A 21,821-nucleotide genomic window follows, 5' to 3' on the forward strand; every position below is an offset into this window, starting at 1 on the left:
TGGAAATGCGGGCACCAGCTCCAGCTGGGCCGGCCCCGACGGAATGTTGGTACGTGGGGCATTCGGACGGGCGTAGCGTAGGTCCCATGACTGCGTACGGATCCTTTCCCGGGGCCCGGCCGCGGCGGCTGCGGGTCAATCCCGCGATGCGCCGCATGGTCGCCGAGACCCGGCTGCACCCGGCCGATCTGATCCTGCCCGCCTTCGTGCGGGAAGGGATCGGCGAGCCGGTGCCCATCAGCGCGATGCCCGGTGTCGTCCAGCACACCCGCGACACCCTGCGGAAGGCCGCCGTCGAGGCGCGCGAGGCCGGGGTCGCCGGGATCATGCTCTTCGGCGTGCCCGAGGACGTCAAGAAGGACGCCGCCGGGACCGCCGGCACCGACCCGGACGGCATCCTCCAGGTCGCCATCCGCGACGTCCGTGCCGAGGTCGGGGACGAGCTCGTGATCATGTCGGACCTGTGCCTGGACGAGTACACCGACCACGGGCACTGCGGCGTGCTGGACGAGCACGGCCGGATCGACAACGACGCGACGCTGGAGCGGTACGCGGAGATGGCCCAGGTCCAGGCCGACGCGGGCGTCCATGTCGTGGGCCCCAGCGGCATGATGGACGGCCAGGTCGGTGTCGTCCGCGACGCGCTCGACACGATCGGCAAGGAGGACGTGTCGATCCTCGCCTACACCGTGAAGTACTCCTCCGCCTTCTACGGGCCGTTCCGCGAGGCCGTCGGCTCCTCGCTCCAGGGCGACCGCAAGACGTACCAGCAGGACTCCGCCAACGTGCGGGAATCCCTGCGGGAGTTGGCGCTGGACCTCGAAGAGGGCGCCGACATGGTGATGGTGAAGCCCGCGGGCCCCTACCTCGACGTCCTGGCGAAGGTCGCGGAGTCCGTGGACGTACCGGTCGCCGCGTACCAGATCAGCGGTGAGTACGCGATGGTCGAGGCCGCGGCCGAGAAGGGCTGGATCGACCGCGAGAAGGCGATCGCGGAGACGCTGCTCGGCATCAAGCGCGCGGGCGCGAGCATGATCCTGACCTACTGGGCGACCGAGGTCGCCCAGGGCCTCAGCGCAGGTCGCTGACGAAGGACGCCCAGGCGGCCGGGGCGAGCGTGAGGCTCGGGCCGCCGGGGTTCTTCGAGTCGCGGACGTGGATCGCGGCGGGGTGGGCGGCGACCTCGACGCACTGTCCGCCTTCGTCGCCGCTGTGGGTGGACTTGCGCCAGTCGTAGGCGACTTCGAGGCACGCGCCGCCCTCGCTACCGCTGTAGCTGGACTTGAACCACTTCAGTGCGGTGCTCATTGCTCTCCCAGTAGCCGGTCCAACAGGCCCGTCGTGTCCTCCGGGTTGAGGGCCTGAGCCCGCAGCATCGCATACTTGCGTGCCAGGATGCTGACCTCGTCCGGGTCCGAAATGAGCTGGCTGCCGCGCTGGCTCTCGGTGTAGCCGACGAGCTGGTGGTCGGGCGTCTCGACCAGGATGAAGGGGCCGTCAAGCCCGGCATGGCTCGTGCGGCCGAACGGCATCACCTGGAGTGAGACGCCCGGCAGTTCGGCGCACGCCCGCAGGTGGCGAAGCTGATTCTCGTACACCTCGTCGCCGCCGATGCGGTCCATCAGGATCGCCTCCCACATCACGAAGCTGATCGTCGGCGGGTGCGTCCGGGTGAGGATCTCCTGACGCCCGACACGGTTGGTGACCTGCGCCTCGATCTCGTCCGCGCTGAAGGCGGGCACCCGGCTGCGGAAGACGCCGCGCGCATAGCGCTCGGTCTGGAGCAGGCCGGGCACGACCTGGTTGTCGTACCAGGACAACGCAACGGCCTCCCGCTCCAGGTCCATGTACTCCTCCGCCCACGCCGGGATCAGGTCCACCTCCGGCATGTTGTCCACCGCGACCGACAGCGCCCCCTTCGTGTCGAGGCGGTCGTCGAAGCGGGCGGCGAGGTCCGGTTTCAGCGGGCGGCGGCCCTGCTCGATCGAGGCGACCGTCTGCTCGGCGAGGTTGAACTCGGCCGCGAGTCCGCGTTGGGTCAGGCCCGCGGCCTCGCGGAAGCGGGCGAGCTGACGGCCGACCAGCCGCATCGCCGAGGCGTTCTTCCGTTGACGTCTCCTGGGGTGCATGCCTGACCAACTCCCCGGACGTGGGCGTACGTTACGCCTGCACGACCCGTACAGATGAAACGTACGGGTCCGCGCAGTGCTGTCGCCCCGTCACGGGACGCGACTCTCGCCGCGTGGACAAGACGATGCAACACGAGGATCTGCGCGAGCTGTTCTGCCGCCGCGAACGCCGATCGGTGGCCGCAGCCCGGGAGTTCGCGCGGGAGGCGCTGAGCGCGTGGGGCTGGGCAGCCAGGGCCGATGACATCACGCTGTGCGTGAGCGAGCTCGCGACGAACGCGCTGGTGCACGGCGTACCGCCGGGGCGCGGGTATCTGCTGCGGATGTGGCTGTACGAGCAGGGGGCGGCCCTGCGGGTCGAGGTGCACGACAGCGGTGACGGGCGGCCCGGTGTGCGGGAGCCGGACGGGGAGTCGGGGCGCGGCCTGCTGCTGGTGGACGCGTTGGCCGACACCTGGGGTGTCGGCCAACGCGATCCGGGCAAGGTGGTGTGGTGCGCTTTCACCCTGCGGTGAGGCGTGGTGCCTACGGCGCGTCGAGCACCGTGCCGGTCACCGCCGGACCGTCCGGCTTGCCGTCCTCGTCGTTGACGGGCTGGAGGACCAGCTGCTCCGTCTGCTCGGTCACCTTGTCGGCGGCCGTGGGGACGCTCACCTCGGCGCTGGTCTTCCCGGCGGGCACAGCGGCCCACAGGTAGGGCCAGTCCAGCTGGGACAGGGGCACGTCACCGTCCGGGACGTCGCCGAACGTGTCGATGAGCCACTGCCGGTCGACGTCCTTGGTGGTCAACTCCGGGCCGCCCGTGGCGGGAACGATCTTCAGCGTCCTCGTCAGCTCCACGTCGGCGGGTGCCGACAGGGAGAGCCGCCACGTCAGGGGCTTCCCCTCCGTGACCTTGTCGGCGACCGGCTTCATGGTGATCGTCGGCATCGCGTCGTCGTTCTCGGCGATGACCCCGCCGGCGTGCGATCCGACGACGGCACCTCGGACCGCCTTGACGAGCACGTCGTGGGCCACGTCCCAGGAGTACCGGGTGTTGCCGGTGACCTTCACGGTCAGGTTCGCGACCTGTCCGCCGGGCCGTACCGTCACCAGCCGCTCCTTCGCGGTGCCGGTGGCCGGGTCGATGGCGAACATCCGTACCGTGCCGCTGCCCTTGCCGGACATGCGGACGGGGACCTCGTACGTGCGGGTGCCGGCGTTGCCCTCCTTGACCTTCAGGCGGCCGATGTCGACACGGGTCAGCGGGGCCTCCCGTACCGCGGGGGTGCCGGGGCTCCATGCCCAGGCGTCCATCAGCCACGCCTGTCCGGAGCGGCTGCGCGGAGTCAGCTCCAGGGAGGCGATCCGCGCCAGGTCGAGGCCGGCGCGCGAGGCGGCGGTGATCGGTACGCGCACCTCGCGTGCCCAGGAGGAGGCGGTGCGGTCGCTGCCCGGCAGCCCGTCCACCTGGACGCGGCCGAGGTTCGCCCGCTTGCCGGAGGCGTCGGTGACGGACACGTCCAGTTGCGTGCCGCTGGAGTTCGGAGGGACGAAGACGCGCAGCGCGAGGCTCCGGGCGCCCTTGACGGAGAGCGGCTTGTCGGGCCGCACCTTCACTGCCGTACCGGGGGCGGACCAGCGCATGGCCACCGCCCTGCGGCCCGTCTCGCGGTCCGGTCCCCAGCCGGCGAAGTGCGGCGAGGAGCCGTCCTTCTCCGGGTCCAGGCAGGCGGTGCGCGGGTCGGGGTCGATCGCGGAGCACAGCCGTCCGCCGGTCACCTTCACAGGGCCGTCCGGGAGGAACCCGGCGCCGCGGTTCGCACCGACCGCGTGGGTCAGCACCCGCGCGGGATCGGCGGAGGGGGCGCGGCGGCCGGTGCCGTCGACCAGCTCGCGCACGCGGTCGTCGCCGGCGACGAACAGCCGGGCCGCGGCGGCGATGTACGTGGCGCCGGCCCGGTGCTGCTGGTCGGCGGTGAGCCGGGTCGCGGTGCCCGGCGAGCACACCGGGTCGGGCTGCTCGGGGTCCTGCCAGAAGTCGTCGTTCGCGGGTGCCTGGGCCTGGCCCGGCGTCCACTCGCTGTTGAAGTAGTTGTGGTTGGCGCCGACCATGTAGACCGCGCTGTGCAGGGCTTTGCCCCGGCTCACACCGCGGGTGCCGTCCGCGTACACCTGGCCCTGGAGGTCGGAGACGTCACCGTCGCAGCCCGGCAGGATCGTCAGCGACGGCACGTCCGGAACCGGGTTCTGGCCGAAGATCGTCGGGCCGATGAGCACGGTCCCGCGGATGTGCCAGCGCACCTTTCCGCGGTAGCCGTCCTGGGCGGGCGGGGGCGGGTAAAGGGTGTCCATGGCGGCCCGGTTGACGCCCTCGCCGCCGCGCGAGTGGCCGACGAGCAGGACGCGGGACAGGTCCGTCTTCGGGGCCTTGCGTACGGCGGCCGGGGCCTTCGCGGGCTTCGCGGCCCAGTCGGCCCAGCGGGCGAGATGCGTGCGCACCAGCGAGGAGCGGGCCTGCGCGCCGCCGTCCTCGACATCGCCGTCCTGGCCGTTGATGCCGTTGGCGGAGATCGACACGGTCACATAGCCCTGGGAGGCCAGCAGCTTCTGGTCGCGCAGATAGCCCTGATGGCTCGGGATGGGCTTGGCACCCTTGGCGCAGGGCCAGTCGATGGTCACCTCGTCCTCGGCGCCCGGGACGTAGCAGGTGGCGTGCCGTCCGTGCAGGAACAGGGCGACGGGACGCTTTCCGGTCGCGCCCTTCGGCGCGACGACGACGCCGCGCATCTCGACGGGCGCGGGGAAGCCGGGGAGGCGGACCGGATCGAGCGCGTACTCGCCGGTGACCGTGCCGTAGGTGCCCGGCTTGCCCGGGTCGACGGAACCGGCCGGGAGCTTCGCCGGTGCTTTCGCTGCGGGCTGGGAGCGCCCGTCACGGGCGCTTTCGGGCTTCTGGTCCAGCCGCCGGCCCGCTGCCAGCACCTGGAGGCCGGCCAGGTCGGCCGTGCGCGCGTCGTCGAGCGGAAGCCGGAAGGTGCGGTTGTCCTCGGCCGGCTCGGGAACGCCGACCAGCTTGCCGTCGGCGTGGAACTCCACGCGCGCGTCGCCCACCGGCACGGTGCGCGGGGAGCGCCACTCCAGCGCGCGCTTCCCGTCGGTCTTCGTGATCCGCCAGCCGGGCGGCAGGTTGTTCTCGCCGTTCGCCGCCGTGGCGGGCCGTGCGTCAGGTGGCTGCGGCAGTGCCTGCGCCGCCGCCGACGACACCCCCGCCACCGTGATCACCGCTATCGCGGTGGCCCATATTCTGCGGGCACGTAACAACGGTCCCCTCCTCAACCCCATGGGTCGGGCGCCCGGTTGGGCCCGGGAGCCTCTCGCTCTCGGAGGACGGGGAGAAGATCCTGCGGGTTGCCTGCCGGCCGCGGACAGCTGTGGCAGGTGCGGCCAGGGCGACGGGTTTTGCCGGTCGTCGGGGGAGAGGGCCCGACATGGCTGACCGCGGGCCGGGGAACATTCTCCCGGCCCGCGGTCGTGTGGGGGGTTTCCTCAGCAGTACAGGTTGCCGCCGGGGGCGACGCCGAGGATCTGGGTGAATTGCTGGTACTTGGTGACGCGGCTCTGGACCTGTGTGGGGTTCTTGCCGTCGCATTCCAGGGAGCCGTTGATGGAGCGGATGGTCTGGCCGAAGCCGGCCTGGTTGACCATGGCGTTGTGCGGGGTCATGGTGCCGGGGCCGTTCTGGGTGTTCCAGTACCAGAGGCCGGTCTTCCAGGCGATGGCGGCGTTCTGCTCGACCTGCCAGGGGTTGCCGAGCAGGTCGATACCGAGAGCGTCACCGGCGGCTTTGTAGTTGAAGTTCCAGCTGAGCTGGATGGGGCCGCGGCCGTAGTAGGCGGCCTGGCCGGCGGGGCAGCCGTAGGGCTGGCTCCAGTCGCAGTAGTGCGGGTAGTTGGCGGTGTTCTGCTCGACGACGTGGACCAGTCCGCCGGTCTCGTGGGAGACGTTCGCCAGGAAGGCGGCGGCCTCCTGCTTCTTGACCGTGTCGCTGCCGGTGTTGGCGAAGCCGGGGTAGGCGCTGAGCGCCGCGGTCAGGCCGCTGTAGGTGTAGAAGGAGTTCCGGCCCGGGAACATCTGGTTGAACTGGGACTCGCTGACCACGAAGCCACCGGGCTGCGGGTCGCCACCGCCGCTACAGGTGTAGGGCTCCCAGAACCAGGTGCTGATGATCGGGTCGTAGCCGGGGTTGTCGTGCTCGGCTATGTAGTACCGGCCGTCGGTGTATTTGACAACGTTGCCAGTGGTGTACCAGGCGCCCGCCTGCCAGCTGGGCGCGGAGGTGCAGGCGTCAGCGGCGGCAGTGGGGGCTGCCGTGGCGGAGGGCGCGAGGCCCACTGCCGCGATACCGACTCCGGCGACGATCGCGGCGAGCCATACCTTGATGCGCTGTCTCAGCACTCGTGCACTCCTTCACAGCAACGGCCAGGCCGTGGTGGGGGGTTGTGCCGCACACTCAAGCGCTATTGACGTGATCGAGTCAAGGTATAGACCAATGTGAATCACCAGGTGGCGCGATTTCGCCGCTGCGCCCGCATCACTACGCCCGCATCAGGTCGACCAGACGGGAGAGCCCGTCGTCCGCGTGACCCTCCTCGATCGCGCGGTCGAGGATCGCTTTCAGCGGCTCGAAGAACTCGGTGGTGATGCCCTGGTCCCTGAACGCCGCAAGGAAGTTGGGCACGGCCGCCTGATTGACGGCGAGGCTGGAGACGTCGGTGAGATGCTCGCCCGAGTCGACGGCCGCCGCCCACTGCGGCGCACCGGAGAGCATCGCGCCGACCCAGGGCACCAGGAGCTCGGAGAAGTCGGTGGCCGAAATGCCCTCGGTGCGGACCAGGGCGTAGGCCTGTAGGACACCGACGACCATGCCGTACATACCGGTGAGCAGCGCCAGATCGTGCAGCGAGGCAAGGCCGGGGTCGGCGCCGGTGAAGGTGGTGCCGCCGAGCGCCGCGAGCGTGGGGCGGTGGGTCTCGAAGGCCTGCTCGTCCCCGCTGTAGAGGACGTAGGCGTGCGGTCCGCCGATCATCTGGGGGACGGCCATGATGCCGCCGTCGATGTAGCGGATGCCGAGCTCGGTGGCCCGGGCGGCCAACTCCCGTGCCTGCGCCGGGGTTCCGTTGGTCAGATTGACGACGGTTCGGCCCGCCGGGCTCTCGCCGAGGGAGTCCAGCAGCTCCCTGACGTTGTCGTTGGTCATCAGACAGACGACCGCGAGCCCGCCGGCGGTCACGGCCTCCGCCGCCGAGCCGGCCGGCACCGCGCCCTGAGCGACGAGCGGCCCGGTCTTCGAGCGGGTCCTGTTCCAGACGGTGACGGGGTGGCCGGCCGCGAGGAAGGCGGCGGCGAGGGCGGAGCCCATCATGCCGAGACCGAGGACGGACACCGGAGGCCGGGACCCCGGCGCGGAGGGCTGCGGTACGGAGTGCTGGGACGCGGGAGCGGAGGGCTGCGGGACAGGGGGCTGGGGCGCGGACACGGCGGGGCTCCTCACAACGGTTCTCGGGACGCCCCTGATCCTTGTCCGGCGCCCGAAAGCTCACAAGTACCGACTATTTGGTGCGGTACTCACCGGAAGGTGCGTACCCCGCGCACACCCCCCGGCCTCGGAAAGTGGTCATCGGCGCCCGCGCGGAGCACTCTGGAAGGGGTACCGCTGGAGGTGATCGGCCATGGAGACACTCGTCGGATGGCACATCGAGATGGAGTTCCGGGAAGACGGCGACCGGACCCGTGCGGCCGCCATGGTGAGACTCGGCGACGGCACGGAGATCCGGGGCCACGGCAACGCGAACCGTCACCGGTCGGACGAACCACAACTGCTGGTGGGCGAGGAGATCGCGGGCGCACGCGCCATGATGGACCTCGCCTCGCAGCTGCTGCAGAAGGCGCACATGGAGATCGACGAGACCGCTCAGCGGCCCTCGCACGCCCTCATGTGACGGTTCGCGGCGGACGCGTCACCAGGTGAGGGCGTCCTCCATGGAGCTCTGCCAGTAGGTGACGGACGTGGTGGTGTCGATGTACGTGCCGGCCGGGAGCGTGATCCCGGCCGGTGCGGCGTCCGTCGAGCCGCCGCCGTCGCGCGGGGCGAAGCTCACGGCCAGCTTCTTCGCCGTGCTGCCGTTCGTGCCGCTGCCGTCGGCCGAGGACAGCATGATCGACGCATAGGCGGACTCGCCGGGCAGCAGCGTCACCACGGCCTGCGGCCGGCTGTCGTCGTTGATCGCCGTGGCGGCCTGCGCCTCGTCGAAGCGCAGCAGCGGCGCGTGGTAGGCGTTGCAGGCCTTGGACCCGGTGTTCGTCAGCGTGAGCAGGCCGTGGTTGATGGGGCGACTGACCTTGCTGTAGGTCACCTTGACGCGGTCGCCGCAGGGTGTGGTGACCGCAGCGCCCGTGTCGCCGCCCTTGCTCGCGCTGCTGCCGCCGCTCTTGCCTCCGGTGCCGCCCGTACCGCCTCCGGTGCCGGAGGCCGTGTCGCCGCCCCCGGCAGGCTGGCCGGCGGCCGGGGTCGAGGGCGCCGCGGCCGAACCCTGGCCGCCCGTCGTGCTCGCGGAGGGCGAGCCGACCGCCGCCTTGCCGTCGCCCTGGCAGGCGGTCAGCGAGAGTGCGGCGAGCAGCGCGGTGGCGGCGACGGCCGAGGTGCGGGTGCGGATGTTGCGCATGATGGTTCGTTCTCCCCGTGTGGTGATGCGTGTGAGCCGGTCAGTGATTCCGGACGAGCGCCGTGACGACCGCGATCGAAGCGATCAGCACGAGCACGGCCGCAGCGTCGACGAACATGCTGCGTAGAGGGGTTCGCATGACTGCTCCCCGGTCGGCTGTGCGGTGTGATCACAGACTGCGGGGACCGCTCCCGGAGCCGCAACGCCGCAGCGACCATTGGGGAAGCCGGAACGCTGCCGCGTACTGTGACCTGGGGGTAAAGCCCTTGCCTGGAACGGCATTCCGGGACGGACGAGTGCGATGACGAGGGGATGTACGAGGTGGCGGCGACGCCCGAGGCCGAGGAACTGGCGGCACGGCTCAGAAAACTGAAGGACCGTTCGGGGCGGAGTTACGGAGTCCTCGCAGGCAAGCTCCACGTCAGCACCTCGACGCTCCACCGGTACTGCAACGGCGAAGCCGTACCGACCGAGTTCGCGCCGATCGAGCGGTTCGCCCGGGCGTGCGGGGCGAGTTCCGAGGAACTGGTGGCCGTGCACCGGAAGTGGATCCTCGCGGACGAGGCACGCAGACGGGGTAAGGGGGCGCCGGCGGCCGCGGTTGCGGGTCAGGAGCCGAACCGGGTCTCCGAACCGGAGCCCGAAGCGGCGCCCGAGCCCGAACCGGAGACCGCACCGGCGCCGGGACCCGAACCCGAGTCCACGCCCCCCACCGCGCTCGTCGCCACCGACACGGCGGCCGCCGCACCGTCGGCAACCGGCGCCCGCCGTAAGCGCGTTGCCGTCGCCGTCGCGGCTGCCGCCGTCGTGGCGCTCGCCGTCCCGGCCGCCGTCGTCGCGAGTCAGGGAACCGGCTCGGGGAAGGCGGACGACGACCGCAAGGGCGCGGCCGGTGCGGTGAACCCCGACGGGCCCGCGTCCCGCTCCGCCTCCCCGTCCGCGAGCACCTCGCCGAGCGGCAGCCCCTCCGCGAGCGCGCCACGGAAAACCACAAGCCCGTCGGCAACAGCCTCCGGCGAGCAGGCGCCACAGCGTCCCGTGACCGGCGTACCGGTGCGGGCCGGCGTCAGCTCGTACAACTGGGACTCGCCCTGCGGGCAGTACTTCCTGCTCGACCAGGCACCCGGCGAAGTGCCGCCGCCGCCCGCCCCTCAGGACCACCGCGGCTGGGGCCGCGCACTGGGCGGCGTCGACGCCGGCGGCATGCGGCTCCAACTGACCGTCACCGGAAAGGCGCAGGAATCCGTCGTCCTGATCGCCGTGCATGTGCGGGTGGTCGCCCGCAAGGCCCCGCTCGCCTGGCAGACGTACTCGATGGGTGAGGGCTGCGGCAGCGGCATCACTCCGCAGACCTTCGCCGTCGATCTCGACAAGCCCCGGCCGATCGTGCGTCCCGTCGCCGGCCAGCAGGGCGACACGGTGGTGCCTGCCAAGGACTTCCCGTACAAGGTCTCGTCCGGCGACCCGCAGGTGCTCAACCTCGACCTGAAGACCGAGGCCCACGACGTGAGCTGGTATCTGGAGGTCGACTGGAGCGCCGGCGACCGGCGCGGGACCGTGCGCGTCGACGACAACGGCAAGCCGTTCCGGGCGAGCGCGATGAAGGGACGGCCGATGTACGACTACTGGCCGGAGCAGAGCGAGTGGAAGGCTCGCTGACTCCGGCCAGTGGACCGTACGATCAGAGGCGCTCGGGGGTACGGATACCCAGCAGCGCCATGCCCTGGTGCAGCGTGCGGGCGGTCAGGTCGGCGATGAACAGCCGGTTCTCCGCGACCTCCCGCGGCGGCGCGGGCTTGACCACCGGGCACTGGTCGTAGAACGTCGTGAACAGCGACGACAGCTGGTAGAGGTACGCGGCCAGCTTGTGCGGTTCGAAGGACGCGGCCGCCTCGGCGACCGTCTCGCCGAACCGGTCCAGGTGCAGGCCGAGCGCACGCTCGGCAGGCGCCAGCTCCAGCTCCGGGTGCGCGACCGGCTCGATACCGCCGGCCTTGCCGAAGATCGACTTGATCCGCGCGTGCGCGTACTGGATGTAGACGCTCGTGTCGCCGTTCAGCGACACCATCTGGTCCAGGTCGAACTTGTAGTCCCGCGAGGCGGACGTCGACAGGTCGGCGTACTTCACCGCGCCGATGCCCACCTGGGCACCACGCTCGGCGATCTCCGCCTCGGTGAGGTCCTTGGCCTTCTCCCGTACGACCGCGGTCGCCCGGTCCACCGCCTCGTCCAGCAGGTCGACCAGCCGGACCGTCTCGCCCTCACGGGTCTTGAACGGCTTGCCGTCCTTGCCGAGCACCGTGCCGAAGGCCAGCTGCACCGCGTCGACCTTGTCGTTCAGCCAGCCGGCCCGGCGTGCGGTCTCGAAGACCATCTTGAAGTGCAGGGACTGCCGGGCGTCGACCACGTAGAGCAGGGTGTCCGCGGCCAGGTTCTGCACCCGGTCCCGGATCGCGGAGAGGTCGGTGGCCGCGTAGCCGTAGCCGCCGTTGGACTTCTTGACGATCAGCGGGGTCGGGTTGCCGTCCGGGCCCTTCACGTCGTCGAAGAAGACACAGAGCGCGCCCTCGGAGCGGACGGCGACGCCCGACTCCTCCAGCAGACGGCAGGTCTCGTCGAGCATGTCGTTGTAACCGGACTCGCCGACCACGTCGGGGTCGTTGATCTCCATGTCGAGCTTGCCGAAGACCGAGTAGAAGTAGATCTTCGACTCGTCCACGAACTTCTGCCACAGCGCGAGGGTCTCCTCGTCGCCCGACTGGAGCGCCACGACCCGGTCCCGAGAGCGGGCCTTGAACTCCTCGTCGGAGTCGAAGACCGTACGCGAGGCCTTGTAGAGCCGGTTGAGGCTCGACATGGCCTCCTCGCCGGAGACCTCGCCGCCCTGGTGGTCCAACTCGTGCGGGTGCTCGATCAGATACTGGATGAGCATGCCGAACTGGGTGCCCCAGTCGCCGATGTGGTGACGCCGGATCACCTTCTCGCCGGTGAACTCCAGGATCTCCACCATCGCGGCGCCGATCACGGCGGACCGCAGATGGCCGACGTGCATCTCCTTGGCCACGTTCGGCTGCGCATAGTCGATCACCGTGGTGCCGGCGTCGGCGGAGTGGGGCACACCGAGCCGGTCGTCGGCGGCGCGGGCCGCGAGCGTCCGCACGATCGCCTCGTCGGTGACCGTGATGTTCAGGAAGCCGGGTCCGGAGACCTCGATCTCCTTCAGCACGTCGTTGTCCGGGATCGCCGCGACGACCTTGTCGGCCAGCTCGCGCGGGTTGCCCTTGAGCTTCTTGGCGAGCGCCAGGATGCCGTTGGCCTGGAAGTCGGCCCGGTCGCTACGTCGCAGCAGGGGGTCGGCGGACCCGGCCTCCGGCAGTGAAGCCGAGAGGGCGTCCGCGAGGCGCTGCTGCACGGTCGAAGCGAGGGAAGGGACCGAGGCCATGAGCTTCCGTTCCTGGGGTCGAGGTCTATATCGATTGTCAAGTGTCCCATGGGCGGGCAACCTCATTTATCCGACGTGTCCGGGCGTGAGCAGGCAACCGGCAGGCGGGTCGATCCGTCTGGGAGAATGGCCTCGCCAAGCTTCGAGAAAGAAGGACGTGCCGACAGTGGCTCAGAGCAGCACCGAGACCGACTGGGTCTCCCGTTTCGCGGACGATGTCATCGCAGATTCGGAGCGGCGTGCGCCTGGGAAACCGGTTGTCGTCGCGTCCGGTCTCTCCCCCTCCGGCCCCATCCACCTGGGCAATCTCCGCGAGGTCATGACCCCGCACCTGGTCGCCGACGAGATCAGGCGGCGCGGGTACGAGGTCAGGCACCTGATCTCCTGGGACGACTACGACCGCTTCCGCAAGGTGCCGAAGGGCATCGCGGGTGTGGACGACAGCTGGGCCGAACACATCGGCCGTCCGCTGACGTCGGTGCCCGCCCCGGAGGGCTCGCCGTACGCGACCTGGGCCGAGCACTTCAAGGCCGCGATGGAAGCGTCGCTGGCCGAGCTGGGTGTCGAGTACGACGGCATCAGCCAGACCGAGCAGTACACCTCGGGCGTCTACCGCGAGCAGGTGCTGCACGCGATGAAGCACCGCGGTGACATCGACGCGATCCTCGCGCAGTACCGGACGAAGAAGGCCCCGCCGAAGAAGGGCCAGAAGCCGGTCGACGAGGCCGAGCTGGAGGCCGCGGAGGGCTCCGGCGCCGCGGCCGAGGACGACGGCACGAGCTCGGCGGGGTACTTCCCGTACAAGCCCTACTGCGGCGGCTGCAACAAGGACCTGACCACGGTCACGGCGTACGACGACGAGACCACCGAGCTGACGTACCAGTGCTCCGCGTGCGGCTTCTCGGAGACGGTCCGGCTGAAGGAGTTCAACCGCGGCAAGCTCGTCTGGAAGGTCGACTGGCCGATGCGCTGGGCCTACGAAGGAGTGATCTTCGAGCCCAGCGGTGTCGACCACTCGTCGCCCGGTTCCTCGTTCCAGGTCGGCGGGCAGATCGTCGGGATCTTCGGCGGCGAGCAGCCGATCGGGCCGATGTACGCGTTCGTCGGGATCTCCGGCATGGCGAAGATGTCGTCGTCGCGGGGCGGCGTGCCGACCCCGGCCGACGCGCTGAAGATCATGGAGGCTCCGCTGCTGCGCTGGCTGTACGCCCGTCGGCGGCCGAACCAGTCCTTCAAGATCGCCTTCGACCAGGAGATCCAGCGGCTGTACGACGAATGGGACAAGCTCGAGTCCAAGGTCGCCGACGGCAGCGCCCTGCCGGCGGACACGGCGGCGCACTCCCGCGCCGCGCGTACGGCCGCCGGTGAGCTGCCGCGCACCCCGCGGCCGCTGCCGTACCGGACGCTGGCCTCCGTCGTCGACATCACCGCGGGCCACGACGAGCAGACGGTGCGCATCCTCAGCGACCTGGACCCGGCGAACCCGCTGTCCTCGCTCGACGAGGTGCGCCCGAGGCTGGACCGCGCCGAGAACTGGATCTCCACCCAGGTCCCGGCCGAGGCGCGGACCGTCGTGCGCTCCGAGCCCGACGCCGAACTGCTCGGCTCCCTCGACGACGAGGGCCGCGAGTCGCTGCGTCTGCTGCTGGAGGGGCTGGACTCGCACTGGTCGCTGGACGGGCTCACCACGCTCGTCTACGGCGTGCCGAAGGTGATGGCGGGCCTGGCGCCGGACGCCAAGCCGACGCCGGAGCTGAAGACCGCGCAGCGGTCCTTCTTCGCCCTGCTGTACCGGCTGCTGGTGAGCCGGGAGACCGGCCCGCGGCTGCCGACGCTGCTGCTGGCCGTCGGCGCGGACCGGGTGCGCAAGCTGCTCGCGCCGTAGTCGTCGCACCGGGAGGGCCGCTTCGCGCCTCGCGCGGGGCGGCCCTTCGGCCGTATGTGCATCCTTCGGCCTACCGGCGGTTCCGCCGTGCGCACGATGTGCCGGACTCCGCGGCCAAGGAGCGTGGAGTCATGAAGAACGAGACCATCGCGATCATCGGCTGGATCACCGCCGTGCAGGGCGCCCTCGGCGCGGGCGGCCGCCTCTACGGGGACGGGCCCTGGGGCCTGCTCCACCAGTGGTGGGACATCCCCACCGCCGGCTATGTCGTCCTCTTCGCCGTCGGCGCGGTCATCGCGGTCGTGGGCGAGACGGGACGCAAGCGCGCCAAGGCGTGAAGCGGGACCCGCGGCGGGACTCGACGGCCCGCCTCAGGCGATGTGCTCGGCCTCGAGGTCGGCCTGGAAGCGGTTCTTGAACTCGGGCATCAGCTGGCGCAGCAGCGCCGCGCTCCGCGGGTGCCGGATGCCGTGGGCGTCCGAGAGATGTATGTCGAGCTGCTCGGTGCTCGGCCAGTCGCTGTGCTCCTTCACATACGACTCGAACACCGGGTAGGCCGCCTCGCGGAAGTCCGCGGCGTCGGTCGGCTGCTCCGCATGGTCCCCACCCGGCGGCAGCTGCTCCTGCGCCTGGCCCTCGGACCGGGGGCCGGGGACGACACCGCCCAGCGGGCGGGTGCGGCCCGGGCCCGCGGGGACCCGTACGGCACTGGACTCCAGGCCCTCGGCGGACGGCGGGGTGAAGCCGTTCTCGTACGCCTCCTGGTACGCCTCCTGCGGCACCTGGGGAGCGGCGAACCAGGGGCTCGAATGAGTGGCGGCCGGCTCCTGCGCCTGCTCGTGGTACGGGCCCTGCTCCTGGTACGGGCCCTGGCCCTGCTCCTGGTACTGCGGGTACTGCTGAGGGCCGCGCTGCTGCGCCGGACCGTAGGGACCGGGCTCGGCGTACTGCTCGTACTGCTCGTGCTCGTACGGCTCGTGGTGCTCGTTCTCGTACTGCTCCTGCGACGGCTCCGGGTACTGCGCGTGCTCCTCGGGCCACTCCTGCGCGGGCGGGAGCTCCGGCTGGGCCGTGCCGCGGGTCTGCCTCGCGGACGGGGGTTCCAGCTGGGCCTGCGGCTGGAGCTCGGGCTGGGGTGACGGGGGCAGGAGTGCGGGTTCGATGCCGGCGGCGGCGAGTCCGGCCGGGGCGGTCTCGGCGAGTGGCACGCCGTATTTGGCGAGGCGTAGCGGCATCATGGATTCGACGGGGGCTTTGCGGCGCCAGGAGCGTCCGTAGCGGGCCTGGAGGCGTGCCTGGTAGATCAGCCGGTCCTGCTCCAGCTTGATGACCTGTTCGTAGCTGCGCAGTTCCCACAGTTTCATGCGGCGCCACAGCTTGAAGGTGGGGATCGGGGAGAGCAGCCAGCGCGTGATGCGCACGCCCTCCATGTGCTTGTCGGCGGTGATGTCGGCGATCCGGCCGACCGCGTGGCGGGCGGCTTCGACGGAGACGACGAACAGCACGGGGATCACCGCGTGCATGCCGACGCCCAGCGGGTCGGGCCAGGAGGCGGCGCCGTTGAACGCGATGGTGGCCACGGTGAGCAGCCATGCGGTCTGGCGGAGCATCGGGAAGGGGATGCGCAGCCAGGTCAGCAGGAGGTCGAGCGCGAGCAGCACACAGATGCCCGCGTCGATGCCGATGGGGAAGACGACGGCGAAGTCGCCGAAGCCCTTGCGCTCGGCGAGCTCGCGCACGGCCGCGTACGACCCCGCGAAACCGATCGCGGCAATGATCACCGCGCCACTCACCACGAGCGCGATGAGTATGCGGTGCGTGCGTGTCAGCTGCATCGCGGCCACCCGCGATCCCCTCCCGTGTCAGTGACGCATGTGCCCTTCGAGGGGGCACAGCCTGGCACATGCCGGCGGAGTCCGCGCTCGCGGGGAGCGGCGGACTCCGCCAACAGGCCGTGGCCTGAACCTACTTGCCGAAAGTCACATGTTCGCAGCGTTACTTGTTCGCAGCGGTCACGGAAGCGACGGCCTCCTTGGCCGCCGCGATGGCGCCCTTCATCAGGTCGGAGGCGGCCGGCGGCTTGGCGCCCGCGTAGCCCGTGCCGTTGTAGGTCAGCGTGATCACGACATTGTCCGTGCGGGTCACGATGGTGGCGTACGTGAAGTCCTCGTCGGTCTTCTTCAGCTCGTAACCGATCGCCTTGGCGTCCTCGCCGACACCGGCCGCGGGAGAGGTCCGCAGGTTCTTCGCACCCTGCGCGCCCTGCGCCTTGGCGACTTCCTTGGCGTAGTTGTCCTCGGCGCGCTTCTGGCCGCTGACACCCAGGGACGACTCCGACTCGTAGCGCAGGAAGGAGACGTCGAGCCAGCGGTACTGCGAGCCCTTGACGCCCTTGTCCTCCAGGCCGTTCCAGGAGCAGCTGCCGCGGGTGGTGGTGTCCGACGTCTTGCCGGCCGTGCCGTTCTTCGTCTTCGTCTCCGGCACCAGCGTCTCGATCGTCTTCGCGGTGACCGCGTCGCAGGCGTCGGGGAGCTTGGCGAACTTCGCCGGCTCGATGTTCTGCGGCTTCGGCGCGTCCGCGGAGTCCTGGGAACTCGCTGCGGCCGGCTTGTCGGCGCCCGACTCCTTCTTGCCGTCGGAGTCCGACGAACAACCGGCGACGACGAGCATCACCGGGACGGCTGCACAGGCGAGAATGCGGGTGAGTCGCGAGGCTGAACGGTGCATGGTTCCTTCACTCGATAGTCGTACGGTCACTCCGGTCGGCGAGGCCACGGTACGCGGACACGGCACGGCCGCGTGTGTGTCCCGGGATACGTACACCGTTGCCCGACCCGTCCCGCACGGCCCTCAGGCGCTGAACTGCTCCACCAGGTTCCGGGCCAGACTCTGCGCCTTTTCCTGCAGTTCCTTGCTGTCGGGGACCTCGGTCGTACGCGCCGGCTGCTCCCGGTAGACGATGGTCACGATCACGTTGGATGTGCGGAACACCACGCTCACGGTCCGCCTCTGGGCGGTGGATCCGGCGCCCGCGGGATTCAGGACGTCGTCCAGGAAGGCTGCGTCGCCGAGGCTGTCGAGGACCCGGGGCTCCAGCCCCTCGGGCGTGGCCGACGGACCGTCCGTGCCGGTGCTCGCACCCGGCGAGGGGCTGCCGCTCGGGGACGCGGGCCCGGAGGGCGTGCCGGCCGGCGGCGAGGCCTTGCCCTTCTCGTCGCGCGGGTCCTCGGCGACCGGCAGCGAGGCGCCGGCCTGCTTCTTCGCGAACACCTCCTGCGCCCGGTCGTCGTCGCTCACCGAGGTGTCGTAGGACACCACGCGCTCGAAGTCGAGGCTGAGGGTGTGCGAGGCGTCGGGGGAGTCGGCCTTCCAGTTGCAGCCGACACGGCGGTCGGTGTCATAGGTCACGGCGGCAGTGCCGCGGAAGATGCGCTGCTGCTGCTCGTCGGGGAGCTCGGCGGTGCCGGGCAACAGGTCCTTGAGCGTGCCGCGCTCGACGGAGCCGCACGGTTCGAGCAAGGTGCGGTACTTGCCGGGCTCCGCGACGGACTGCGTGCCCTCGCCGGCCTTGGAGTCCGTGGCCGAGCCGTCGCTGCCGTCCCCGCCGCTGCAGCCTGCGACCAGCACCGCGAGCAGCGCCGCAAGGCCGGGCACGTACGCCTTTCGTTGCACGGTTCCCAGGCTCCCTTCGAACGGAAAAGCTGTTGCCGCGCGCACGCGGCCGATGGACACAATGTGTATCGCACGCACTGCCGTGAATGCCGGTCCGTCGAGTCTTTCGCGGGCATTGGCGCTGCTTTTGCGTTTCGTACCTTTTCGGGGGAATTGAGGAGTCATGTCGTATGTAGAGGTGCCGGGTGCGAAGGTCCCCATCCGGATGTGGGCGGACCCGGCTTCGGTCGAGGACGTCGCGATGCAGCAGCTGCGCAATGTGGCGACGCTGCCGTGGATCAAGGGCCTCGCCGTCATGCCGGACGTCCACTACGGCAAGGGCGCGACGGTCGGCTCCGTCATCGCGATGCACGGAGCGGTCTGCCCGGCGGCGGTCGGCGTCGACATCGGCTGCGGCATGTCCGCGGTGAAGACGTCGCTCACGGCGAACGACCTGCCCGGTGACCTCTCACGACTGCGCTCGAAGATCGAGCAGGCGATTCCGGTCGGCCGGGGCATGCACGGCGACCCGGTGGACCCGGGCCGCGTGTTCGGCTTCCCGACGGGCGGCTGGGACGACTTCTGGACCCGGTTCGACTTCGTGGCGGACGAGGTCAAGTTCCGCCGGGAGCGCGCGACGAAGCAGATGGGAACGCTGGGCAGCGGCAACCACTTCGTGGAGTTCTGCCTGGACGAGTCGGGAGCGGTGTGGCTGATGCTGCACTCCGGCTCGCGGAACATCGGCAAGGAGCTCGCGGAGTACCACATGGGCCAGGCCCAGAAGCTGCCGCACAACCAGGGCCTGATCGACCGGGACCTCGCGGTCTTCATCGCGGACACCCCGCAGATGGGGGCGTACCGGAACGACCTCTTCTGGGCGCAGGAGTACGCGAAGTACAACCGCGCGATCATGATGGGCCTCTTCCAGGAAGTGGTCCGCAGGGAGTTCCGCAAGGCGAAGGTGACGTTCGACCCGGTGATCTCCTGCCATCACAACTACGTGGCGGAGGAGCGGTACGAGGGCATGGACCTGCTGGTGACCCGTAAGGGAGCGATCCGGGCGGGCAGCGGAGACTTCGGCATCATCCCGGGTTCGATGGGCACGGGCTCGTACATCGTGAAGGGTCTGGGTAACGAGAAGTCGTTCAACTCGGCGTCGCACGGGGCGGGTCGGCGGATGAGCCGGAACGCGGCGAAGAAGCGCTTCTCGACGAAGGACCTGGAGGAGCAGACGCGGGGTGTGGAGTGCCGTAAGGACTCGGGTGTCGTGGACGAGATCCCGGGCGCGTACAAGCCGATCGAGAAGGTGATCGACCAGCAGAGGGATCTGGTGGAGGTCGTGGCGAAGCTGAAGCAGGTCATCTGCGTGAAGGGCTGAGGGGCAGAACACCACGTGAACGAGGGGCCCCGGACTGGTAGCAGTCCGGGGCTTCTACTCGTGGGGGCACGGGAATTGAAGCGCGTAGCTAATCTGGATGACCTCGTTGGCCGCTGCCTCGGCAATGCCCAGCAGATGGGTGCGCTCCGCCTCGCGGGCGTTCCTGCGCTGCTGCCATACGACGGCGCTTGACGAGACCACTGCGCCGACCACAGCGCCGCCGAGACCGAACAACCCCGCCAACGTCTCTGCTTCCACGCGGTCATACTGCCCGGAAGCGAAGCGGGACAGAGCTGCTCTGGCCAACTTCAGAACGCCGAGGGTGGGTGGACTAGAGATCCGTTGTCGCCGCCTTCGTGACCACACGACAGATTCTCGGTACGCGAGCTGGTTTTCCGGGGGATTGAGTTGATTCCTTATGGCCGAAGGTGGGGCCATGGGGGGAAGTGGTCGACCGCTCTGTCAGCCCGGATGAGTAGTCGGCCGAAGGGAGGGGCGTCTGTTCAGTGCGGGGGTCACCATGGGGCGGGGCCGGCTGCTTCGAAGAAGCCTGCGGTGGGCCCGTCGGGGCCGATGGTGGCCATGCGGACAATGGGCAGGGCGCCCTCCTCAACCGACTGGATACCCAGCTCGCCGAAGTCGACAGGCATGGTCCCAGGGCTGGCGATGTCGGCGAAATCCGTGGCGGTGAGCCCAGGGTTGACAGCGTTGATCCGCATGTTCGGGTAGGCGTTGGCGTACTGGACGGTGATCATGTTGACAGCGCTCTTGGACGATGCGTAGGTCAGCACGGGAACCTTGTACTCGAAGCTCGTGGGATCCGTGTTGCGGGTGAGGGAGCCGCCGGTGCTGCTGACGTTGACGATGACGGGGTGGCTGCTGGACCCCAGGAGCGGCAGGAAGGCGTGAGTGACGCGGACGAGGCCGAAGACGTTGGTGGCGTAGACGTGTTCCATGTCGGCAGCGGTGTACTCGCCGGCCAGCTTCCAGGGGCCGGAGATGCCGGCGTTGTTGATCAGCACATCGAGTGTTCCGGCTTCCTCACGGACCAGTTCCGCCGCCGCCTGGACAGATTCCTCGTCGGTGACGTCGAGTTGTATCGCGCGTGCGCCGAACTTCCCAGCGGCCTCTTGACCGCGCTTCAGGTCGCGTGCGCCGAGGTAGACGGTGTGCCCGGCCCCGGCTAGCTGGCGGGCGGTCTCCAGGCCGATTCCGCGGGTGGCTCCGGTGATGAGTGTGATGGTCATGGGCTGGTGAAGGCGCCGCTCTTCGAGGGGGGACTGGCGCCTTCGCCTCCTTTCGGATGTGCGGCGCATGGCCGTGCCATGCGCGTGGTTACGGTGTGCTCAGGGCGGCGAGTCGCTGCCGACCTTCCTTTTCGGAAGCGGGCAGGACCACGAGCACGTTGTCCGGTCTGATGACTCCAACCGCCGCCGGCGGCTGGTCGTGGTGGATCGGCGTGTGCGCCCCGGTCAGAGAACCGCCGTTGCCGCCGCGACGGTTGGCAACTATCTCTGCTCCTATCGAGAGGGCCGTCTCCTCAGGTGTACGGGCGCCGAGGTCGAGGCCGATCGGGGAACGGAGGCGGGCGATTTGCAGTTCGGTGACGCCGGCCTCGCGCAGGCGGGTGTTGCGTTCCTCGTGGGTACGGCGGGAGCCCATCGCGCCGATGTACGCAACGGGGAGCCTCAGCGCCAGTTCCAGGAGGGGCACGTCGAACTTGGCGTCATGGGTGAGGACGCACAGCACGGTACGGCCGTCCGTCTCGGCCCCCTCCAGGTAGCGGTGCGGCCAGTCGACGACGACCTCGTCCGCTTCGGGGAAGCGAAGTCTCGTCGCGAAGACCGGGCGGGCGTCGCACACGGTCACGTGGAAGCCGAGAAACTTCCCGACTCGGACCAGTGCTGCCGCAAAGTCGATCGCGCCGAAGACGATCATGCGGGGGGCGGTGACGCTCGACTCGACAAACAGGGTCAAGGGCTGACCGCAGCGGGAGCCTTCTGTGCCGATGATGGCGGTCCCCGTGCGGCCGGAGTCCAACATGGCCCGGGCCTCGCCGGCAGCGGTGCGGTCAAGTTCCGGGTGGCCACCGAGGCTGCCCTCATGGGAACCGTCGCTGTGCACGAGCAGCGCGCGGCCTGCCAGCTCGGCTGGCCCGTCGGTGATCCGCACGACTGCGGCCGCGTTTCCTCTCGCGGCGGAGGCCAGCGCTGAGGCGATGATCTCCCTGGCGGGGGAGTCCCCGCGTACCGGGTGTACGAGGATGTCGATGACCCCGCCACAGGTCAGACCTACGGCGAAGGCGTCCTCGTCGCTGTACCCGAAGCGTTCGACGGCACTATTGCCGTCCTTCAGCGCTTGCTGGCAGAGGTCGTACGCGGCGCCTTCCACGCACCCCCCAGAGACCGATCCGATCACCGAGCCTTCGCTGTCGACGGCTAGCGCCGCCCCGGGCTGGCGGGGCGCACTGCCGGTGACTGCAACCACGGTGGCCACGGCGAAGTCGCGCCCCTGCTCGACCCACCGGTTCAACTCGTCGGCGATGTCCAGCATTCGGTCTCCTCACAATGGTCTGGGTTGGGTTGAGGTACTTGTGGTCAGCGGAACTGGAGCCGCCCTGGACTGGGTTAGG

General features: G+C 69.9%; 19 protein-coding genes and 1 pseudogene. 7 read left to right on the plus strand and 13 right to left on the minus strand.

Going from position 1 to position 21,821, the window contains the following annotated elements; genetic code table 11:
- Positions 1 to 86 precede the first annotated feature (86 nt).
- Complete coding sequence (gene hemB, locus ACQPWZ_RS20460; RefSeq protein ID WP_433572065.1) at positions 87 to 1,088, plus strand: porphobilinogen synthase; 1,002 nt, start codon at positions 87 to 89, stop codon at positions 1,086 to 1,088.
- On the opposite strand, the gene ACQPWZ_RS20465 is transcribed toward hemB, so the two are convergent.
- Together ACQPWZ_RS20465 and ACQPWZ_RS20470 are read right to left on the minus strand one after the other, a co-directional pair.
- A complete protein-coding gene (locus ACQPWZ_RS20465) occupies positions 1,072 to 1,308 on the minus strand; it encodes a DUF397 domain-containing protein (protein WP_340474549.1) in 237 nt (78 codons plus the stop codon). The genes hemB and ACQPWZ_RS20465 overlap by 17 nt on opposite strands.
- Positions 1,305 to 2,129, minus strand: coding sequence for a helix-turn-helix domain-containing protein (locus ACQPWZ_RS20470; RefSeq protein ID WP_433572066.1), 825 nt, complete (start codon positions 2,127 to 2,129; stop codon positions 1,305 to 1,307). Before ACQPWZ_RS20470 ends, ACQPWZ_RS20465 begins: the two co-directional genes overlap by 4 nt.
- A 113-nt stretch (positions 2,130 to 2,242) precedes the next feature.
- On the opposite strand from ACQPWZ_RS20470, the gene ACQPWZ_RS20475 reads away from it, so the two are divergent.
- A complete protein-coding gene (locus ACQPWZ_RS20475; RefSeq protein ID WP_433572067.1) occupies positions 2,243 to 2,644 on the plus strand; it encodes an ATP-binding protein in 402 nt (133 codons plus the stop codon).
- A 10-nt stretch (positions 2,645 to 2,654) separates the two neighbouring features.
- Here the strand turns inward: ACQPWZ_RS20475 and ACQPWZ_RS20480 are convergent, their stop codons facing one another.
- The 3 genes from ACQPWZ_RS20480 to ACQPWZ_RS20490 all read right to left on the minus strand — a co-directional run bounded on the left by ACQPWZ_RS20480 (position 2,655) and on the right by ACQPWZ_RS20490 (position 7,647).
- A complete protein-coding gene (locus tag ACQPWZ_RS20480) occupies positions 2,655 to 5,453 on the minus strand; it encodes an alpha/beta hydrolase family protein (protein ID WP_433572068.1) in 2,799 nt (932 codons plus the stop codon).
- Positions 5,454 to 5,657: 204 nt separating this feature from the next.
- On the minus strand, positions 5,658 to 6,566 hold the full coding sequence (locus ACQPWZ_RS20485; protein WP_433572069.1) for a chitinase: 909 nt from the start codon (positions 6,564 to 6,566) through the stop codon (positions 5,658 to 5,660).
- Positions 6,567 to 6,705: 139 nt separating this feature from the next.
- Positions 6,706 to 7,647 (minus strand): NAD(P)-dependent oxidoreductase, encoded by a 942-nt coding sequence (locus tag ACQPWZ_RS20490; protein ID WP_433572070.1) that lies wholly within the window; start codon positions 7,645 to 7,647, stop codon positions 6,706 to 6,708.
- A 193-nt stretch (positions 7,648 to 7,840) separates the two neighbouring features.
- Here ACQPWZ_RS20490 and ACQPWZ_RS20495 point away from each other — a divergent pair, with 193 nt between their 5' ends.
- Positions 7,841 to 8,110, plus strand: coding sequence for a DUF1876 domain-containing protein (locus ACQPWZ_RS20495; RefSeq protein WP_340474555.1), 270 nt, complete (start codon positions 7,841 to 7,843; stop codon positions 8,108 to 8,110).
- Positions 8,111 to 8,128: 18 nt separating this feature from the next.
- Here the strand turns inward: ACQPWZ_RS20495 and ACQPWZ_RS20500 are convergent, their stop codons facing one another.
- The gene (locus ACQPWZ_RS20500; RefSeq protein ID WP_433572071.1) at positions 8,129 to 8,833 is read right to left on the minus strand and encodes a DUF4232 domain-containing protein; all 705 of its coding nucleotides are present in this window, start codon (positions 8,831 to 8,833) and stop codon (positions 8,129 to 8,131) included.
- A 312-nt stretch (positions 8,834 to 9,145) separates the two neighbouring features.
- On the opposite strand from ACQPWZ_RS20500, the gene ACQPWZ_RS20505 reads away from it, so the two are divergent.
- Positions 9,146 to 10,492, plus strand: coding sequence for a helix-turn-helix domain-containing protein (locus ACQPWZ_RS20505; RefSeq protein WP_433572072.1), 1,347 nt, complete (start codon positions 9,146 to 9,148; stop codon positions 10,490 to 10,492).
- Between the two features lie 22 nt (positions 10,493 to 10,514).
- Here ACQPWZ_RS20505 and argS read toward each other — a convergent pair whose 3' ends face one another.
- On the minus strand, positions 10,515 to 12,275 hold the full coding sequence (gene argS, locus ACQPWZ_RS20510) for an arginine--tRNA ligase (RefSeq protein WP_340474558.1): 1,761 nt from the start codon (positions 12,273 to 12,275) through the stop codon (positions 10,515 to 10,517).
- Between the two features lie 157 nt (positions 12,276 to 12,432).
- Between argS and lysS the strand changes: the two genes are divergently transcribed.
- Together lysS and ACQPWZ_RS20520 are read left to right on the plus strand one after the other, a co-directional pair.
- Positions 12,433 to 14,160 (plus strand): lysine--tRNA ligase, encoded by a 1,728-nt coding sequence (gene lysS / locus ACQPWZ_RS20515; protein ID WP_433572073.1) that lies wholly within the window; start codon positions 12,433 to 12,435, stop codon positions 14,158 to 14,160.
- Positions 14,161 to 14,291: 131 nt separating this feature from the next.
- Positions 14,292 to 14,498: a hypothetical protein gene (locus tag ACQPWZ_RS20520; protein ID WP_327681565.1), complete on the plus strand. Its 207-nt coding sequence runs from the start codon at positions 14,292 to 14,294 to the stop codon at positions 14,496 to 14,498.
- A gap of 33 nt (positions 14,499 to 14,531) precedes the next feature.
- Here the strand turns inward: ACQPWZ_RS20520 and ACQPWZ_RS20525 are convergent, their stop codons facing one another.
- The 3 genes from ACQPWZ_RS20525 to ACQPWZ_RS20535 form a co-directional block, all read right to left on the minus strand.
- Entirely contained in the window at positions 14,532 to 16,004 is a 1,473-nt protein-coding gene (locus ACQPWZ_RS20525; RefSeq protein WP_433572074.1) for a DUF2637 domain-containing protein, read from the minus strand.
- 151 nt (positions 16,005 to 16,155) lie between these two features.
- Complete coding sequence (locus ACQPWZ_RS20530) at positions 16,156 to 16,887, minus strand: DUF3558 family protein (RefSeq protein ID WP_340474561.1); 732 nt, start codon at positions 16,885 to 16,887, stop codon at positions 16,156 to 16,158.
- Between the two features lie 123 nt (positions 16,888 to 17,010).
- On the minus strand, positions 17,011 to 17,832 hold the full coding sequence (locus tag ACQPWZ_RS20535; protein ID WP_340474562.1) for a DUF3558 domain-containing protein: 822 nt from the start codon (positions 17,830 to 17,832) through the stop codon (positions 17,011 to 17,013).
- A gap of 163 nt (positions 17,833 to 17,995) precedes the next feature.
- Here ACQPWZ_RS20535 and ACQPWZ_RS20540 point away from each other — a divergent pair, with 163 nt between their 5' ends.
- Entirely contained in the window at positions 17,996 to 19,189 is a 1,194-nt protein-coding gene (locus ACQPWZ_RS20540) for an RtcB family protein (protein WP_433572075.1), read from the plus strand.
- Positions 19,190 to 19,243: 54 nt separating this feature from the next.
- Here the strand turns inward: ACQPWZ_RS20540 and ACQPWZ_RS20545 are convergent, their stop codons facing one another.
- From ACQPWZ_RS20545 to ACQPWZ_RS20555, 3 genes and pseudogenes are all read right to left on the minus strand, one after another.
- Positions 19,244 to 19,447, minus strand: coding sequence for a hypothetical protein (locus ACQPWZ_RS20545; protein WP_433572076.1), 204 nt, complete (start codon positions 19,445 to 19,447; stop codon positions 19,244 to 19,246).
- 257 nt (positions 19,448 to 19,704) lie between these two features.
- Positions 19,705 to 20,436, minus strand: a complete 732-nt coding sequence (locus ACQPWZ_RS20550; protein WP_433572077.1) for an SDR family NAD(P)-dependent oxidoreductase — start codon at positions 20,434 to 20,436, stop codon at positions 19,705 to 19,707.
- A 169-nt stretch (positions 20,437 to 20,605) separates the two neighbouring features.
- A pseudogene (locus ACQPWZ_RS20555) lies at positions 20,606 to 21,742 on the minus strand (XdhC family protein); the annotation flags it as partial.
- Positions 21,743 to 21,821 lie beyond the last annotated feature (79 nt).

It is taken from the genome of Streptomyces sp. CA-251247, from assembly GCF_050952975.1.
GTDB lineage: Bacteria > Actinomycetota > Actinomycetes > Streptomycetales > Streptomycetaceae > Streptomyces > Streptomyces achmelvichensis.

Bases quoted from the DNA above. Each gene is read 5' to 3' on its own strand.
- ACQPWZ_RS20520 (WP_327681565.1), top strand. From the start codon at position 14,292: ATGAAGAACGAGACCATCGCGATCATCGGCTGGATCACCGCCGTGCAG.
- ACQPWZ_RS20470 (WP_433572066.1), bottom strand. From the start codon at position 2,129: ATGCACCCCAGGAGACGTCAACGGAAGAACGCCTCGGCGATGCGGCTG.
- ACQPWZ_RS20480 (WP_433572068.1), bottom strand. From the start codon at position 5,453: ATGGGGTTGAGGAGGGGACCGTTGTTACGTGCCCGCAGAATATGGGCC.
- ACQPWZ_RS20530 (WP_340474561.1), bottom strand. From the start codon at position 16,887: ATGCACCGTTCAGCCTCGCGACTCACCCGCATTCTCGCCTGTGCAGCC.
- ACQPWZ_RS20495 (WP_340474555.1), top strand. From the start codon at position 7,841: ATGGAGACACTCGTCGGATGGCACATCGAGATGGAGTTCCGGGAAGAC.
- hemB (WP_433572065.1), top strand. From the start codon at position 87: ATGACTGCGTACGGATCCTTTCCCGGGGCCCGGCCGCGGCGGCTGCGG.
- ACQPWZ_RS20540 (WP_433572075.1), top strand. From the start codon at position 17,996: ATGTCGTATGTAGAGGTGCCGGGTGCGAAGGTCCCCATCCGGATGTGG.
- argS (WP_340474558.1), bottom strand. From the start codon at position 12,275: ATGGCCTCGGTCCCTTCCCTCGCTTCGACCGTGCAGCAGCGCCTCGCG.
- ACQPWZ_RS20505 (WP_433572072.1), top strand. From the start codon at position 9,146: ATGTACGAGGTGGCGGCGACGCCCGAGGCCGAGGAACTGGCGGCACGG.
- ACQPWZ_RS20500 (WP_433572071.1), bottom strand. From the start codon at position 8,833: ATGCGCAACATCCGCACCCGCACCTCGGCCGTCGCCGCCACCGCGCTG.
- ACQPWZ_RS20465 (WP_340474549.1), bottom strand. From the start codon at position 1,308: ATGAGCACCGCACTGAAGTGGTTCAAGTCCAGCTACAGCGGTAGCGAG.
- ACQPWZ_RS20550 (WP_433572077.1), bottom strand. From the start codon at position 20,436: ATGACCATCACACTCATCACCGGAGCCACCCGCGGAATCGGCCTGGAG.